This window comes from Streptomyces sp. ACA25 (assembly GCF_028200735.1).
Classification (GTDB): Bacteria; Actinomycetota; Actinomycetes; order Streptomycetales; family Streptomycetaceae; genus Streptomyces.
Genome location: NZ_JAQKPV010000003.1, coordinates 1 through 15,432 on the forward strand (window position 1 = coordinate 1; position 15,432 = coordinate 15,432).

12 protein-coding genes are annotated in these 15,432 nt (G+C 72.7%); 2 read left to right on the plus strand and 10 right to left on the minus strand.

Annotated elements, in window-relative coordinates:
• Positions 1-198: 198 nt before the first annotated feature.
• On the minus strand, positions 199-1,206 hold the full coding sequence (locus PJ985_RS06150) for a stage II sporulation protein M (protein ID WP_271682547.1): 1,008 nt from the start codon (positions 1,204-1,206) through the stop codon (positions 199-201).
• 120 nt (positions 1,207-1,326) lie between these two features.
• Here PJ985_RS06150 and PJ985_RS06155 point away from each other — a divergent pair, with 120 nt between their 5' ends.
• Positions 1,327-2,286: an RDD family protein gene (locus PJ985_RS06155; RefSeq protein ID WP_271682548.1), complete on the plus strand. Its 960-nt coding sequence runs from the start codon at positions 1,327-1,329 to the stop codon at positions 2,284-2,286.
• On the opposite strand, the gene PJ985_RS06160 is transcribed toward PJ985_RS06155, so the two are convergent.
• The 7 genes from PJ985_RS06160 to PJ985_RS06190 form a co-directional block, all read right to left on the minus strand.
• Positions 2,270-2,893, minus strand: coding sequence for a hypothetical protein (locus PJ985_RS06160; RefSeq protein WP_271682549.1), 624 nt, complete (start codon positions 2,891-2,893; stop codon positions 2,270-2,272). The two genes, PJ985_RS06155 and PJ985_RS06160, sit on opposite strands and share 17 nt — an antisense overlap.
• Positions 2,894-3,017: 124 nt before the next feature.
• Positions 3,018-4,472 carry an adenosylhomocysteinase gene (gene ahcY / locus PJ985_RS06165; protein ID WP_271682550.1) on the minus strand — a complete coding sequence of 485 codons (1,455 nt, stop codon included), beginning with the start codon at positions 4,470-4,472 and terminating at the stop codon, positions 3,018-3,020.
• A gap of 316 nt (positions 4,473-4,788) precedes the next feature.
• Entirely contained in the window at positions 4,789-6,000 is a 1,212-nt protein-coding gene (gene manA / locus PJ985_RS06170) for a mannose-6-phosphate isomerase, class I (protein ID WP_271682551.1), read from the minus strand.
• A 100-nt stretch (positions 6,001-6,100) separates the two neighbouring features.
• A complete protein-coding gene (locus PJ985_RS06175; RefSeq protein WP_271682552.1) occupies positions 6,101-7,255 on the minus strand; it encodes an SIS domain-containing protein in 1,155 nt (384 codons plus the stop codon).
• A 32-nt stretch (positions 7,256-7,287) separates the two neighbouring features.
• A complete protein-coding gene (locus PJ985_RS06180) occupies positions 7,288-7,467 on the minus strand; it encodes a Trm112 family protein (RefSeq protein ID WP_271682553.1) in 180 nt (59 codons plus the stop codon).
• A 209-nt stretch (positions 7,468-7,676) separates the two neighbouring features.
• Positions 7,677-9,032 (minus strand): phosphomannomutase/phosphoglucomutase, encoded by a 1,356-nt coding sequence (locus PJ985_RS06185; RefSeq protein ID WP_271682554.1) that lies wholly within the window; start codon positions 9,030-9,032, stop codon positions 7,677-7,679.
• A gap of 72 nt (positions 9,033-9,104) precedes the next feature.
• Positions 9,105-9,491 carry a DUF3499 domain-containing protein gene (locus PJ985_RS06190; RefSeq protein ID WP_443033426.1) on the minus strand — a complete coding sequence of 129 codons (387 nt, stop codon included), beginning with the start codon at positions 9,489-9,491 and terminating at the stop codon, positions 9,105-9,107.
• Between the two features lie 146 nt (positions 9,492-9,637).
• Here PJ985_RS06190 and PJ985_RS06195 point away from each other — a divergent pair, with 146 nt between their 5' ends.
• Complete coding sequence (locus tag PJ985_RS06195) at positions 9,638-10,093, plus strand: metallopeptidase family protein (protein ID WP_271682556.1); 456 nt, start codon at positions 9,638-9,640, stop codon at positions 10,091-10,093.
• 60 nt (positions 10,094-10,153) lie between these two features.
• On the opposite strand, the gene PJ985_RS06200 is transcribed toward PJ985_RS06195, so the two are convergent.
• Positions 10,154-11,764: a DUF5719 family protein gene (locus PJ985_RS06200; protein ID WP_271682557.1), complete on the minus strand. Its 1,611-nt coding sequence runs from the start codon at positions 11,762-11,764 to the stop codon at positions 10,154-10,156.
• The gene (locus tag PJ985_RS06205; protein WP_271682558.1) at positions 11,761-15,384 is read right to left on the minus strand and encodes a glycosyltransferase family 2 protein; all 3,624 of its coding nucleotides are present in this window, start codon (positions 15,382-15,384) and stop codon (positions 11,761-11,763) included. The genes PJ985_RS06200 and PJ985_RS06205 overlap by 4 nt, the downstream gene beginning before the upstream one ends.
• Positions 15,385-15,432: the final 48 nt, after the last annotated feature.

The following is a 15,432-nucleotide window of genomic DNA, read 5'->3' on the forward strand; positions in this document are numbered from 1 at the left end:
TGCGATTCCTGTATTCAGGCAAGCCCAAAACAGACCCTCGCGGGTAGTTTCTCGTAGTGGGTGCCACTCCAGGTGGCTGAGGTGCCTCCGCAGATCCGAGCCCAGAACAACGAGCCGGACTGTGGCAGCTCGGACAACACTAGTGCCGGAGGGGACGCATGTCAACCTCCCTGGCGCAAGTGGTGCGGGCCGGTTGAGTCACGCCGCCACCGGCGCCTCGACCGGCCGGTCCTCCTCCGCCACGTCCCCCGTCTCGCCGGCCAGGTAGGCGCGGCGTCCCACCACGAAGACATAGACCAGGAAGCCCGCCCAGGCCACCACCCCCAGGGTGATACGCGCCCAGGTCGGCAGCCCGGAGGGCGTCACGAAGCCCTCGATCACCCCGGACACGAACAACACCGCCGCCAGGCCGATGGCCATGCCGATGGCTGCCCGGCCCTCCTGGGCGAGCGCCGACCGGCGGCTGCGTCCACCGGGGTCGATCACCGTCCAGCCCAGCCGGAGCCCCACCCCCGCGGCGACGAAGACCGCCGTGAGCTCGAGAAGGCCGTGCGGCAGGATCAGGCCGAGGAAGATGTCGAGGCGGCCGGCGGCGGCCATCAGACCCAGTCCGGTACCGACATTGACGGCGTTCAGCAGCAGCACCAGGATCACCGGGATGCCGAGCAGGGCTCCGAACGCCAGCGAGACCGCGGCGACCTGGGCGTTGTTCGTCCAGACCTGGGCGGAGAAGGCCGCGGCCGGGCTTTCCGTGTAGTAGGTCTCGTAGGCACCGCCCGGCCGGGTCATCTCGCGCAGCTCCTCGGGCGCGGCGATGGCGGCCTGCACTTCGGGGTTCGCGGCGATCCACCAGCCGATGGCCACCACCAGCAGGGTGAACACGACGCCGGTCGGCACCCACCAGTAGCGGGTCCGGTAACAGGCAGCCGGGAATCCGGCCGTGAAGTAGTGGACGGCGTCCCGCCAGGTCGACCGGCGTGCACCGACCACCGTGCTCCGGGCCCGGGCCACCAGGGTGGTGAGCCGGTTGACCAGCTGCGGGTCGGGGGTGGAGGACTGAACACGGGAGAGCTGGGCGGCGGTGCGCTGATAGAGGGTGACGAGTTCGTCCGCCTCCGCACCGGTGAGCCGCCGGCGTCGGCGCAGCAGCGCCTCCAGCCGGTCCCACTCGTGCCGGTGTGCGGCTATGAACACGTCGAGGTCCATACGGAAACCCTCTCAGATCAGGAACTACCGGGGCGGAGCCGTTCCGGTGCCGTGATCACGGCAGACTGGGCAGCAGTCAGGCGGCGACAGCCATCGTACGAACCGGAGGGGGACGAACGGATGAGCCATCTCGTCACAGGCGATGCCGTGGTGCTCGGCATCCAGCCTGCCAAGCTTCCGAGCAGAGCGCTGGCCATCGCGATGGATCTCGTGGTGTACGTCGGTGGCTATCTGCTGCTGTCGCTCACCATGCTGGGGGCGGTGCTCGACCTCGGTTCGGCCACTGCCGCTGCCGTGCAGGTGGCGTTGTTCCTTCTGCTGCTGGTGGGCGTGCCCGTCGCGGTGGAGACGCTCAGCCAGGGCCGCTCGCTGGGCAAGCTCGCCTGTGGACTGCGGGTGGTACGGGACGACGGGGGTCCGATCCGCTTCCGGCATGCCTTGGTGCGCTGGCTGATCGGGCTGGTCGAAATTCTGATGACCTTCGGCTTCCTCGCCTGCGTGGCCTCTCTGGTGTCGGAACGCGGACGGCGGCTGGGGGATGTCTTCGCGGGCGCCCTCGTGGTGCGGGAACGTCTGCCCACGGGCACGTCCACTCCGCTGCCGCCTCCACCGCCGCAGCTGGCCGGCCGGTTCGCGGCGCTGGATCTCTCGCGCGTCCCGGACGGTCTGTGGCTCGCGGTCCGGCAGTACCTGACCCGGGCCGGGCAGCTGGACCAGCAGGTGAGCTGGTCGATGGCGGTGCGGCTGGCGGACGACATGGTGGAGCACACCGGTGCCCCGGCCCCCGCCGGCATCCACCCGGCGGCGTATCTCTCCCTGGTGGTCGGCGAGCGCCAGCGCCGGGATGCGGAGCGGACGTTCGGCTCCCCGGCGAACGGCCCGGCACCGGGGTGGTACCCCGGGCAGCCGGCCCCGCCCGGCTTCCCGGCCCGGCCCGACACCGGGACACCGCACGCTCAGCAGCCCCCTCCTCCGCCGTCCTCCCCGCCTCCGCACCGGCCCGCACCGGCCGGGCCGGACAGCACGGAGACCTCCGGAGCGGAGAAGCCGCACGACGGCGGGTTCACTCCGCCGTCCTGAAGTCGGACGGCGGGGACTCCAGGTCCTCCAGCTCCACCCCGGGGGCTGCCAGGACGACGTCCCCTGCGAGGTGAACGCTGTGCTGTTCACCGGTCTCCAGATCGCCGACCCGGTAGGTGTCCACGGTGAGCGGTCCACCGCCGGAGTCGTGCACCTCGCTGCCGACCAGTGCCCATGACCGGTCGACGGTGCGGGGCGCGAGCACCGGATCGGAGAACTCCACCAGCCGCACCCGGCGCGCGGGGTCTCCGGGGGTCAGGCGCAGCAGCCGGGCGGTGGCGATGAGGAACGCCGGGGAAGCACCGGTGAAGGAGTGCGCGGGCACGTTGCCCTCCTGGGCATGGGTGCCGGCGGGATCGGTACGGACCCACGTCACCCCGTCCAGCGCCGCGCCGCGAACCTGCCAGTCCCCGGCCCGCACGGCGAGCCGGACCGGTCGGCCCAGGTCGTCCAGGGCCAGGTCGAGGGAGCCGTGCTCCGCGCCGGCGGGGGTGAGCCGCCGGGCGACGTACCGCCAGCCGGTGGGGCCGGGAGCACACTGGAAGTGTTCCTCCCCGAGCGGGCTGTGGTCGTGGAGATCGTGGAGCGCATATCGGCCGCGGGGCATGCGGGCACACTACGTTTCCGAGAGCGGCAGTGCCCCGCCGGCCTCCGGCTGGGCCGGGACGGTCGGCGGGGCACGTCACGTGGAGACCTCGGGTATCACGCGCCGCGGAAACCCGAGGTGCCGCTCAGTAGCGGTAGTGGTCGGGCTTGTACGGGCCTTCGACGGGAACACCGATGTAGGCCGCCTGGTCCGGGCGCAGGGTGGTCAGCCGGGCACCGAGGGCGTCGAGGTGGAGCCGGGCGACCTTCTCGTCCAGGTGCTTGGGCAGCACATGCACACCGATCGGGTACTCCTGGTTCTTGCTGAACAGCTCGATCTGCGCGATCGTCTGGTTCGCGAAACTGTTCGACATCACGAACGACGGATGACCGGTGGCATTGCCCAGATTCAGCAGCCGCCCCTCCGACAGCACAATGATCTTCTTCCCGCCGGGGAACGTCCACGTGTGGACCTGCGGCTTCACCTGATCCCGCACCACCCCGTCAATCGCCGCCAGACCCGCCATATCGATCTCATTGTCGAAATGACCGATGTTCCCCACGATCGCCTGATGCTTCATCCGCCGCATGTCCGCGGCCATGATGATGTCCTTGTTCCCCGTGGTGGTGATGAAGATGTCCCCGCTCTCCACCACATCATCCAGCGTCGCCACCTGGAACCCGTCCATCGCCGCCTGCAACGCACAGATCGGATCGATCTCCGTGACGATCACCCGCGCGCCCTGCCCCCGCAGCGACTCCGCACACCCCTTCCCCACATCCCCGTAACCGCACACCACCGCGACCTTCCCACCGATCAGCACATCAGTGGCCCGGTTGATCCCATCGATCAACGAATGCCGGCACCCGTACTTGTTGTCGAACTTCGACTTCGTCACCGCGTCATTGACATTGATCGCCGGAAACAGCAACGTCCCGTCCCGGAACATCTCATACAGCCGATGCACCCCCGTCGTCGTCTCCTCCGTCACCCCACGGATCTCCGACGACAACTCCGTCCACTTCCCCGGCGCCTCCCGCACCGTCCGGCCCAGCAGCTCCAGCACCACCCGGTGCTCATCATTCTCCGCCGACTCCGGATCCGGCACCGCACCCGCCTTCTCGAACTGCACCCCCTGATGCACCAGAAGCGTCGCGTCACCCCCATCATCCAAAATCATGTTCGGACCACCACTGGAGCTCCCCGGCCACGTCAGCGCCTGCTCCGTGCACCACCAGTACTCCTCCAGCGTCTCCCCCTTCCACGCGAACACCGGCACCCCCCGCGGGTCCTCCGGCGTCCCCTCCGGACCCACCGCCACCGCCGCAGCCGCATGATCCTGCGTCGAGAAGATGTTGCACGACGCCCACCGCACCTGCGCACCGAGCGCCACCAGCGTCTCGATCAGCACCGCCGTCTGCACCGTCATGTGCAACGACCCCATGATCCGCGCACCCGCCAACGGACGCACCCCGGCGAACTCCCGCCGAATCGCCATCAGACCCGGCATCTCATGCTCGGCCAGATCAATTTCCTTACGGCCGAACCCGGCCAGCGACAGATCCGCGACCTTGAAATCAGCGGCAACAGTACTGCTCATGAATAGTGCTCCTCATAGCTGGGAGGGACGGAGATGGACAGAGCGGGCACCGGGCACCGCGCTGGGCGGTGGCCGGAGCTTCGCAGTCCGTCGGAGGCCTTCTTTCCCTCTGCCGGGCCGGTCCCGCGGACCACCCGACTGCCATCAGCAGCGACGTCTGACTTCATCTCCGAATGTACAACGGACGGGCCGGGTCACCCCAGCCCGGCTGTGGCCGGACCGCGGGTCCGGCCAGGAATCGGTGCCGCCGGGCCGGTTCGGCGTCGTTGACAGGCGGACGGGTTGCCCTGCCGCCCGGCAGTCCTGATCCGGTTGGTCAGACCTGCGTGGTGGCACGGAAGAGGGTGCCGGGCCCGGTCACCTGCACCGCGGTGCCGGCGGCAACGAAGGCGGACTGCCCGCGCCCCAGCTCCAGGGAGTCCGGCCCCGCAGGGCCCGCCTCGGCCGCCAGCCGCACCGCGCCGTCCGTGCAGAGCAGGATCTGCGGACGGCCCGGCGCCAGCGACGCGGGTTCCGCCCCCGGTGCCAGCACGTAGCGGGAGAGGCGGAACTCCTCGACGGGGGTGAGATAGACCTCCTCCCCGTCCGGGGCGGCCTCGGGCCGCAGGATGCCGGGGTCCTCGCCGGCGAACCGCACGATGCGGAGCAGCTCGGGAACGTCCACGTGCTTGGGGGTGAGCCCGCAGCGCAGCACGTTGTCGGAGTTGGCCATGATCTCCACGCCCAGCCCACGGAGGTAGGCATGGGGAACACCGGCGTCGAGGTGAAGGGCCTCGCCGGGCTGGAGGCGGACGTGGCGGAGCAGCATCGCCGCCACGACCCCGGGGTCGCCGGGGTACTCGCGGGCGATCCCGGCGTGGACGGCGTACGAGGCGGCGTGCGGGCCGCCCTGTCCGGCGAGCCGCTGTGCGGATGCCGCCGCTCGCTGGACGGTGCCGTGCATCGCCGCCCGGTCGGCCGTCAGCACGGCGGTCAGGACCTCGCGCAGGGCGTCGCTCTCCGGGCTGGCGCGCAGGATGTCCACGTAGGGCTTGAGCTCGTCGACCCCGAGCCCTTCGAGGAGCTCAGCTGCCTCCGGCGCGGGGCGGAAGCCGCAGAGCCCGTCGAAGGTGCTGAGCGCGCAGAGGAGTTCGGGCTTGTGACCGGCGTCCTTGTAGGTCCGGTGCGGGGCGTCCAGCGGGACCCCGCGGGCCTCCTCGTCCGCGAAGCCCGCCCGGGCCTGTGCGGCGTCGGGATGCACCTGGAGAGAGAGCGGTGCGGCGGCGGCCAGGATCTTGAGCAGGAAGGGCAGCCGGGGGCCGAAGGCGCTGACCGAGGCGGCACCGAGCTCACCTTCCGGGTCCGCGGCGATGATCTCCGGGAGGGGGACCGAACCGGCCCCGCGGTCGATCAGGGAGGGGGCGGCGGGGTGGGCTCCCATCCAGAGCTCGGCCTGCGGCTCCCCGGTCGGCTCGGTGCCGAGAAGTTCGGGGATGGCGGTGGGGGAACCCCATGCGTAGGGGCGAACGGTGTTGACGAGGCGGTCCATCGGGCTGTTCCAGACGTTCTCGGGTGATGGGGCAGGAGTCGGGTGCCCGCGTGGGCACGAGGAGGGACGGCCCGCCGGAACCGGTGCTCCGGCATGCCTGCTACGGGCGCGGCAGCTGCGTGATGGTCAGGTACACGGCCGTGAAGTCGAGCTGCGCGAGGAACTCCGCGGCGGCTTCCAGGGCGGTGGCTCCTTCTGTTGCGGCGAGCTCGGTCACGGCGGTCCCCTGTTCCTCGGCGAGGTGCCGGGCCGCCGGGAGGGCGCTGCGGCCCGCCGGGCCGCCGTTCTCCGCCAGCGGGTCACCGAGCAGCACGACACGGGCGTGCAGGGCCGGGGTCTCGTCCACGCGGTCGCGGAAGAAGTCGTCGGGGTCGTTGTCCCCGGCCGGGGCGAGGTTGCCGGTGAGGAGTGGCCCGTGGGCCGTGAGCGCTTCGGGCAGCTCTGCGGTGAGCGCGGGGACGCCCGGCAGGGCGGTGAGCGTGGCGGCCCCGTGCCGGGCGGCTGCCCGGGCCAGCGGACCTTCGCTCCAGAGCAGCGGGAGGGAGCCGGTGAACTCGATGGCCATGGTCTTGGCCGGGTTGCCGAGCAACGCCTCGGCCGGGCCGCAGCGTTCCGCGACGCGGTCGAGCCGGTCGGCCAGGGCGTGCAGGGCGTCGGTGCCCGCCTCCCACAGGCCGAGCCGGTCGCCGAGGAACAGCAGAGGGGTCAGCAGCGCCCACTGCGGGCCGGGGGCCGCGGGGTGTTCCGGGAGCTGCTCGTGCGGGACACGGGTGAGCGGCACTGTGAGGCAGTTGCGGCGGGCACTGCTCTCGGCCAGGGGCGTACCGGCGGGGGCGACGCTCACGACGCTGCAGCCGCGGCGGTAGGCCCGTTCGAGGAGGTCGGTGAGGCCGGCCTCGCCGCCTTCGGTGCTGGTGAGCAGCAGCAGGTCCAGGGGGCCCGCCCAGCGGGGCAGCGGCCAGCGCAGTGCTCCGGGGTCGGCGAGTGGCCCTTCGGGAACAATCCGGGTGACCCGCACTGCTCCGCCGGTGAGGCCGTCGAGCAGGTCGGCGGCCAGTGGCACCTCGGGGCCCGGCCCGGCGACCAGGACGGTGCCGGGGCGGCCCTCGGGCCGGAGCTCGGCGATACCCGACTCGGCGGCTCCACGGGCCGCGGTGCGCACCTGGGCGCCCGATGCGGCGACGGACCGCAGCAGCCCCCGCAGGTCCACCCGGGCGAGGCCGTCCGGGGCATCGAGCAAGGATTCGTCGATCATGAGGACTCCGATCGCCCGGCGGGGTGAGGTGTTCAGGCAGGCGTGCGGGCCTCGTCCACCAGGAGAACGGGGATGCCGTCGCGCACCGGGTACGCCAGTCCGCAGGCCGGGCCGGTGCAGATCAGCTCCTGGGCCGCGTCGTCCTCGCGGAGGACTGCGTGACACGCGGGGCAGACGAGGATCTCCAGGAGTCCGGCTTCAACGAGCGGCATGGTGTCCCTCCGGGAGACGTGACCGGGTGCGTCGGGCGGCGCTGCCTGCCGTAGCCGGCTGCGGCGTGGTGAGCCGGGACGGCGGGGCGGGCGCGCCGCACGGGGCCGCGGGGTGCGGCCCTGCCGGTCAGCCTACCGGGCCCGCCGCGCCCGGTGCGCTCCCGACAAGGGGTGCACCCGGGGCGTCGGGGGCAGGGGCAGGGGCAGGCTCAGGCGCGGATGAGGGACAGGACTTCGTCGCGGACCTTCTCCATGGTGCCGGCGTCGCGGGCCTCGACATTGAGCCGGAGCAGGGGTTCGGTGTTGGAGGCCCGGAGGTTGAACCACCAGTCGGCCGCGGTGACGGTGAGGCCGTCCAGCTCGTCCACCTCGGCACGGCGGTCGGCCCATGCGGACTTGACCGCTGCCAGCCGGCCGGTCTGGTCCTCGACGGTGCTGTTGATCTCGCCCGAGGCCACGTACCGGTCGTACTCGGCGACCAGTTGCGAGAGGGTGCCCTGCTGACTGCCGAGAGCGGAGAGGACGTGCAGTGCGGCAAGCATTCCGGTGTCGGCGTTCCAGAAGTCGCGGAAGTAGTAGTGGGCGGAGTGTTCACCGCCGAAGACAGCGCCGTGCCGGGCCATTTCCTCCTTGATGAAGGAGTGGCCGACCCGGGTGCGCACCGGGGTGCCGCCGTGCTCCCGGACGACCTCCGGCACCGACCAGGAGGTGATCAGGTTGTGGATGACGACCGAACCGGGATGCTTGGCCAGCTCACGCGCGGCGACCAGCGCGGTGATCGCTGACGGGGACACCGGCTCACCGCGCTCGTCGACGACGAAGCAGCGGTCGGCATCGCCGTCGAAGGCCAGTCCGAGGTCGGCGCCGGTCTCCCGGACCCGGGCCTGGAGGTCCACGATGTTGGCCGGGTCCAGTGGGTTCGCCTCGTGGTTCGGGAAGGTGCCGTCGAGCTCGAAGTACAGCGCGTCGAGCTCGACCGGCAGGCCGGCCAGCACGGTGGGCACGGTGTGGCCGCCCATGCCGTTGCCGGCGTCCACAACCGCTTTCAGCGGGCGCATCCCGGCCAGCGGCACGAGGCCGCGCAGGTGGTCCGCGTAGCCCCGCAGGGTGTCCTGCTGGGAGAGCCTGCCGAACGTCGTGGCCGTCTCCGGCACCCCCTCTTCGGTCCACCGCTCGACCAGGGCCCGTATGTCGGCCAGGCCACTGTCCTGGCCGACGGGCGCAGCCCCGGCCCGGCACATCTTGATGCCGTTGTACTGGGCGGGGTTGTGGCTGGCCGTGAACATGGCGCCGGGCAGTGTCATGGCGCCGCTGGCGTAGTACAGCTGGTCGGTGGAGCACAGGCCGATCTCGACGACGTCGGCGCCGCGGCTCGCCACTCCCCGGGCGAAGGCCCGGGCCAGGCCCGGCGAGGAGGGCCGCATGTCGTGTCCGACGACCGCTCCGGCGGCCTCGGTGACGTCGGCGAAGGCAGCGCCGAAGAGCTCCGCCAGTGGTTCGTCGAGCTGGTCCGGGACCACACCCCGTACGTCGTAAGCCTTCACGATCTGTGACAGATCAGGCACTGCCCACCCCTTGTCCGTGAGTTCGCTGGAATCCGGTCCGATCGGGAGCGTGTTCCAATCTACCGGGCCGCCTCAGGAGTCGGGCGAGCGCAGGATCCGCAGGTGCCCGCGGCGGGCGACCTCCATGGGGTCGATGCCCTCCGTGGTGGGCTTGGCCGGCTTCGGCGGCGGGCCTTCGGAAGCCGGGGGCCTCGCGGCCTCCCGGACCGCGTCGGCCAGTGCCTCGAGATCGTCGCCGCTGTGCCGGGGGGTGGTGCGGTCGACGGCGAGCCGGACGACCTCCCAGCCACGCGGGGCGGTCAGCCGTTCGGAGTGCTCGGCGCACAGGTCGTAGCAATGGGGCTCGGCGTAGGTGGCGAGCGGGCCGAGCACGGCCGTGGAGTCCGCGTAGACATACGTCAGCGTCGCCACGGCGGGACGGCCGCACGCGGTGCGCGAACAGCGACGTACGGGGCTCACGATGTTGGACCGTACCGCACTCCTGAGCGGGCCGCGACGACTCACCCCGGGCTCACCCGCCCGTGTCGCTTCCAAAGCGGGCGAGACGTGCGCTTTCGTCCGGATCATGGCTGCCCGGTCCGCGGGTTCCTCTATGGTCAGAGACGATGAACGACCGTGACAGCGCTTCCCCCACTCCCCCGGGTCCGCGGCACCGGCACCGGGACCGGCACGGCCGCGGGATGCGCGGGCCTCTCGCCCCGCCGCAGGTGCCGCTCGCGGTCACCCGCGCGGACTCCTTCGACGCCCTGGTGCACGATTCGGCGGAGCGGCTGAGACGCCGGCTGCCGCAGCTCGCCGGGGTGGTCTTCGGAGTGCAGGAAGTGCCCCGTCTCCCTGCCCGCGAGAAGGCGCCGGCCGGGGAGGCGGTACCGCTCGGCGGAGTGGTGCGCTCCCGCACGGGGCACCCGGATGTGATCGTGGTCTACCGGCGCCCGGTCGAGCTGCGCAGCCGGGACCGTGAGGAGCGGGCGCTGCTGGTGCACGAGGTGGTGGTGGAGCAGGCCGCCGAACTGCTGGGGCTCACGCCGGAGGCGGTCGACCCCCGGTACGGACAGGACTGACGGTGCCGGGTACGCCCCGGTCACGGGCGACCGGGACCGGGGCGTACGGCCGAGCGGCGGTCAGCGGACCAGGAGCGAGAAGTCCTGGCCGGTCTCCGGGACGGTGACGGCCGAACGGTCGTCGGGCAGCGTCTGGATGGTGAACATCGGGACGTCGTCCCGGGTACGCGACAGCATGCGGGCGGCATGGAGCACACCGCCACCGGTCCGCTCGACCGTCAGGGCGTACAGGCCCTCGGTGTCGTCGTCGAGCTCGGGGGAGAGAGCCAGGGTGGTGCGGGCCTCCACGGTGTACGTCCCGGTGACCTCCTGCCCGCCTTCGGTGCCCGCGGACACGGTGACCCGCACCTCTGCCGCTTCGTCAGGGGCGGTCAGGAACAGCTCGGTGCCCTTGACGGTGTTGCCGGTGACGCCGGCCCGTTCCTCGACGGGCGCGGTGGCGGGGATGAACGCCATCTCCTGCTCGTCCCCCTGGCCCCGGGTGACCCGCAGACCGGCCACCAGCGGCACCGGCCCCGCGTCCACGGGAGGGGTGAGGACCAGGGATCCGGCCTCGCCCAGGGTGAGGTCCCCGAGGTCGACGGAGTGCAGGATGCCGGCCTGCAGGTACAGGGACTCGTTGCCCGCGGGGGTGATGGTTCCGCCGGGTCCGGCGAGGCCGATCGCCAGGTTGACGTCCTCATCGCCCGGGGCGAGGGCGACGAGCCGGACGGTCTCCGCGTCAGCGGGGATGCCCGGCAGCACCAGCGGGCCCTCGTGGGCGGACGGCGCTGCTGCCGGGTCCAGCCAGTCGGTGCCGAGCTGTTCGTCGGTGGCCTCCACCTGTGCCCCGATCCGGCCGGTGCGGGCCATCACGCGGACCGCGAGGTTGGTCTCCGGCTCCTCGGTGAGGGTGGAGAGCCGGACCGGGACGGTCGACTCACCGGGCAGCGTGATGCCCTCCCCGTCGTTCAGCGACTCCAGCCGGCCCTCGGGGCCGTACAGCTCGATGTCGACGACGGTCGCCGCGTCGTCGGGGTTGGTCAGGTGGAGGTAGTCGTGACGGCTGTCGACCGTGCTGGCACCCGCGAACCAGAATTCGCTGTCCGGGGCGGTGCAACCGGTGCCGAGAAGACCCCGGCCGTCGCCGCGTGGCACGAGGGTGGTCTGCTGCACGTTCCAGCCGGGTGCGAAGCGGTGCTCGGCCGTGCCGGCCAGGGCGGGAGCGCCGGTGTCCTTCGTGCTGACGGAGACGGGGCTGCCCAGTTCCTCCAGGGGGACCACGTGGTCCGGGTCCTCCTCCTGCCCCTCCTCGGTGTCCTCCTCGTCCTCGGTGTCCTCCTCCTCGGTGTCCTCCTCGTCGGTGTCCTGGTCCTCCGGGTCCTCCGATTCCTCGTCGTCCTCACGGGCGCTGCCCGGCGTGTGCTCGGCCACCGGCCGCAGGGCCGCGCTGCCGGGCAGCCGGTCACCGGCCGCGCCCTCGGCGGGGGGCGTGAAGGCGGTGTACACGGTGGTCGCCGAGGTGGCGCCGAAAGCTGCGGGCGGACACACCAGGGAGCTGCGCTCCACCGGTGCGGAGGCGGTCCGGCCGGCCGCGGCGGAGCCGTCGGCGCCGCTGCCGAGGGAGGCGATGCCGGTCACCACCGCGAGGGCCGCGCCGGCTGCCAGCAGGGACATCGTGGGCCGGTTCATCGCTGGTTGCTCCCGTCACCGTAATCGCTCGGATACTCGTACGGCGCGGTGTAGCTCTGGCCGTCCCAGTCACCGTAGTTCTGCTGCGGGACCCCCTGGCCGTCGCTGTAATAGGGCTCCTGCGGGTAGGTCTCCTGCGGATATCCGGTGTCCCCGTACCCATAGCCCTGGTCCTGGCCCTCCTGGTACGGGTAGGACTCCTGCTGCTGCTCCGGCAGCCGGGGCTGCCCGTCCGGCGGGGCGGGCTGCCCGCGGTGCGCGGGGCCGGGGTCCGTTCCGTGGTGGGCCTCCTCGGTCCACCCCTGCTGCGCGGGCACCGGCACCGGGGCCGCCGTTTCGGCCGCCGGACCGGCAGGCGGTGGCGGGGCCGGACGGTCGCCGGCCCGGCGGCGTCCGCCGGTACCGGCCGCGACGGTCTCCGGCTCCGGCAGGTCGTCGTCGAGCTCCCTTCGGCGTCCCGGAAGTGCCAGCACCGTGAGGACCAGCAGCAGGAAGCCCTGGACCCACACCCACAGCGTGTGACTGCCCGCGGAGTCGTGGCCGACCTCGAGCTGTCCGCCCCCGGCGGGGAGCTGGAAGCCCTGGGCCCAGCCGCTGACGGTGACGGGCGTGAGCGGCCGGCCGTCGAGCGTCGCCCACCAGCCGGGCGCCGCGGTGTCGGCAAGGCGGAGGGTGCGCCCTTCCGGTCCGTCGGGCAGCTCGGTCCGCACCTCGACCGGCCCTGCCGGGAGCGGCTGCGGCGCAGCGGACGCGTCATCCTCCGCGGGGAGGAGCATGACCCGGGCAAGGTCCCGCTCCACGCGCCAGAGCGCGCTGCCGTCCTCCTGGCTGAGCCGCTTGAGGCCGGGGGTGGTGTCCAGCACGCGGTGCAGCTCCTCGGGGGTGCCGTCCTGGACGATGACGTAGCGCACGGCGTAGTCGGCCAGGATCGTCGTCTGGTCGGCTCCGGAGCCGGCGGCCAGCTCGGCGACCGCGGTGCGCAGGGAGGAGTCCTCCGGCATCTGCCGGGCGAGGTCCCCGTCCCCGAGACGGGCGCCGGAGCCGCGGACCAGGGTGTAGGAGAGCCGGGTGGGCGCGCCGTCTCCGGCAGCGGGTGCCCGGCCGGACAGGATGAGCGTACGGGCCTGGTCCTGCGAGGAGCTCTCCTCTGCCACGAAGGCCGGCACCTGTACGGGGTTGCGCCTCTCCAGGGGGTCGCCCGCTCCGCTCAGCAGCCAGCCGGCGGCGGCGAGCAGCGGGCCGATCGCGGCCGCGGCGGCGATACCGACGGCGACCGGCTGGCGCCAGCCGAAGTTCTGGGTGGCCACCCGGTGCCGGGCGCCGTCGGCACCCAGCGCCGCGGCCGACAGCAGCGCGAGGCCGTAGACCAGCGTGGCCGGGCCTGCCCAGTGCGAGGCGTTCGCCCAGACGGCGAAGAGCAGGGCGACAAGCGCGACGCCCCAGGCGGTGATCACGGCCTGCCGCCGGTCCGGGCGCAGCAGCGCGGCGAGGGCGGCGAGCAGCAGCCCGGTCAGCAGCCAGGCACCGAGCGCCCCGGGCCCTCCAGGGCTGAAGGTGAGCAGTTGCGAGGCGGTGGCCGGAGCGGTGTCGAAGATCAGGCCGGCTTCGGTGAGGAAGGCCGAAGGGCTGGTGAGCACCGACCACGACCAGGGACTGAGCAGCACCGCAGGGGTGAGGAGCAGCACGGCGAGCCGTCCGGCCCTGGCCTTGCGCAGTTCGAGGTCCTGGCGCGGCGGAAGGGCCACGGCACCGAGGGCCAGGGTGAGAGCCAGGGGCCAGAGCACCGGGGTGAACGCAGTGATGACGGTGAGCAGCAGAGCCCCTGCCCAGGCGGCGCGCCACGGCCCTCTGCCGCCGTTGGGCAGGCCGGCGGCGACGACCGCGCAGCGGGCGAGCAGGGGAAGCAGTACGGCCAGCACGACGGTGCCGATGCGGCCGGAGGCCAGCGCTCCGGTGACGGCGGGCAGGAAGGCGTAGGCGGCGCTGCCCCAGGCGCGCAGCAGCTTGGAGGGGACGAGCGGCTTGGAGGCGAAGTAGGCGCTGAGGCCGGCGAGCGGCACGGCGCACACGAAGAGCAGGGTCAGGGCGAGCCCGGTGCTGCCGAGCAGTCCGGTGGACAGCAGGGCGAGCAGGGCCAGGTAGGGCGGGGCGCTCTCGGTGCCGCCGGTGCCGAGTGGCTGCCAGGTCTCCAGGTACCGGGACCACAGGGCAGCGGCGTCGGCGGGAGCCGGCAGCAGTGCGCCGCCGGTCAGCGCCCCGCCGCCGATCAGTTCCCGGGAGGCGAGGAAGGCGAGGAGCAGCAGCAGCACGAAGAGCACGGGGCCGGGCTTGCGGGCCAGCCGCTTGATCCGGACGAACTGCTCGACCTCGAAGTCCTCGGCGTCGTCGTCGGCGGGCCCGGACTCCACCGCGCCGTGCCGTCCGCCGGACGAGGAGGCGGGTTCCGACCGCCCTGAGAGGTTGCTGACCACCTGTTCGACGGTGGCTTTGACGGTGGCTCCGCGGGGCGGGAAGAGCGGCCGGAGGTCTGCCGGGTCCACGGAGGGGTCGGCGGTGCGCCGCCGGCTCCGGCGGGCGCTCAGGATACGGCCGGGGCGCAGCAGAGTGGCGAGCAGCCCGGCGGCTTCGTCGAGGGCCCGGCCGGGCATCTTGCCGACGAGGTAGGCGAGGACGCGCAGCAGGGTGCCGAGGATGAGCCGCGGCATGATCCACAGCAGGTTCCGGGCCCGGGCGTTGACGAGCAGGGTGTAGGCGGCTGCGGCCTTGTCCACGCGGTGCGGGCTTGCGCCGAGGCGGCCCGCGCAGTCGATGGTGCGGCGTTCCCGGGCGGATGCCTCGGCGTGCCGCAGCACGGCGCCCGGAGCGACGACGACCCGGTGGCCGGCTGCGTGGGCACGCCAGCACAGGTCGACGTCGTCCCGCATGAGGGGCAGCCGACGGTCGAATCCGCCCAGTTGTTCGAAAACATCACGGCGGATGAGCATGCCCGCGGTCGAGACCGCCAGCACGGCGCGTACGTGGTCGTGCTGTCCCTGGTCCTGCTCGCGGCGGTCGAGGGCGGTCCAGCGGCGTCCGCTGTTGGCGAGCGAGACGCCGACCTCGAGGAGTTGCCGGCGGTCGTACCAGCCGCGCAGCTTTGCGCCGATGATCGCGGCGGAGGGGTCGTGGGAGGCATGCCGGAGCAGCTCGGCGAGCGCGTCCGGCTCGGGGGCGGAGTCGTCGTGCAGCAGCCAGAGCCAGTGCACGGGCTCGCCGTGCGGCAGTTCGGGCAGGTCGTAGGTGCTGGTGTCCCAGGTCCGGGTTTCCGGGTCCCAGGCCTCGGGGCGCCGCAGGTAAGGCAGCTCTTCGGGGGTCAGCACCGGTGCGGTGCGCGCGGCCTCGGCCACCGCGGTGCCGAAGCCGGAGCGGCGGGCAAGGTGCAGTACCCGCTCGGCCCCGAGGGCCTCGGTCATCAGGGCGGCGGAGTTGTCGGCACTGCCGGTGTCGGCGGCCACGACGTCCTGGACCGGGCGGTCCTGGCCGACGAGTCCGGCCAGGACGTCGGGGAGCCAGCGTGCGCCGTCGTGCGAGACGAGCACGGCGGTGACCACGTGCTGCGGAAAGTCAGGGTGGGCGGACATCGAGGTGCGGGCCCCGGTTCGGTGGACGGCGTCGGACAGCGGCCCACA

What these genes read in the sequence shown, in the direction of transcription:
- PJ985_RS06150 (WP_271682547.1), bottom strand. Translation starts at nt 1,206, where the DNA reads ATGGACCTCGACGTGTTCATAGCCGCACACCGGCACGAGTGGGACCGG.
- PJ985_RS06155 (WP_271682548.1), top strand. Translation starts at nt 1,327, where the DNA reads ATGAGCCATCTCGTCACAGGCGATGCCGTGGTGCTCGGCATCCAGCCT.
- PJ985_RS06160 (WP_271682549.1), bottom strand. Translation starts at nt 2,893, where the DNA reads ATGCCCCGCGGCCGATATGCGCTCCACGATCTCCACGACCACAGCCCG.
- ahcY (WP_271682550.1), bottom strand. Translation starts at nt 4,472, where the DNA reads ATGAGCAGTACTGTTGCCGCTGATTTCAAGGTCGCGGATCTGTCGCTG.
- manA (WP_271682551.1), bottom strand. Translation starts at nt 6,000, where the DNA reads ATGGACCGCCTCGTCAACACCGTTCGCCCCTACGCATGGGGTTCCCCC.
- PJ985_RS06175 (WP_271682552.1), bottom strand. Translation starts at nt 7,255, where the DNA reads ATGATCGACGAATCCTTGCTCGATGCCCCGGACGGCCTCGCCCGGGTG.
- PJ985_RS06180 (WP_271682553.1), bottom strand. Translation starts at nt 7,467, where the DNA reads ATGCCGCTCGTTGAAGCCGGACTCCTGGAGATCCTCGTCTGCCCCGCG.
- PJ985_RS06195 (WP_271682556.1), top strand. Translation starts at nt 9,638, where the DNA reads ATGAACGACCGTGACAGCGCTTCCCCCACTCCCCCGGGTCCGCGGCAC.
- PJ985_RS06200 (WP_271682557.1), bottom strand. Translation starts at nt 11,764, where the DNA reads ATGAACCGGCCCACGATGTCCCTGCTGGCAGCCGGCGCGGCCCTCGCG.
- PJ985_RS06205 (WP_271682558.1), bottom strand. Translation starts at nt 15,384, where the DNA reads ATGTCCGCCCACCCTGACTTTCCGCAGCACGTGGTCACCGCCGTGCTC.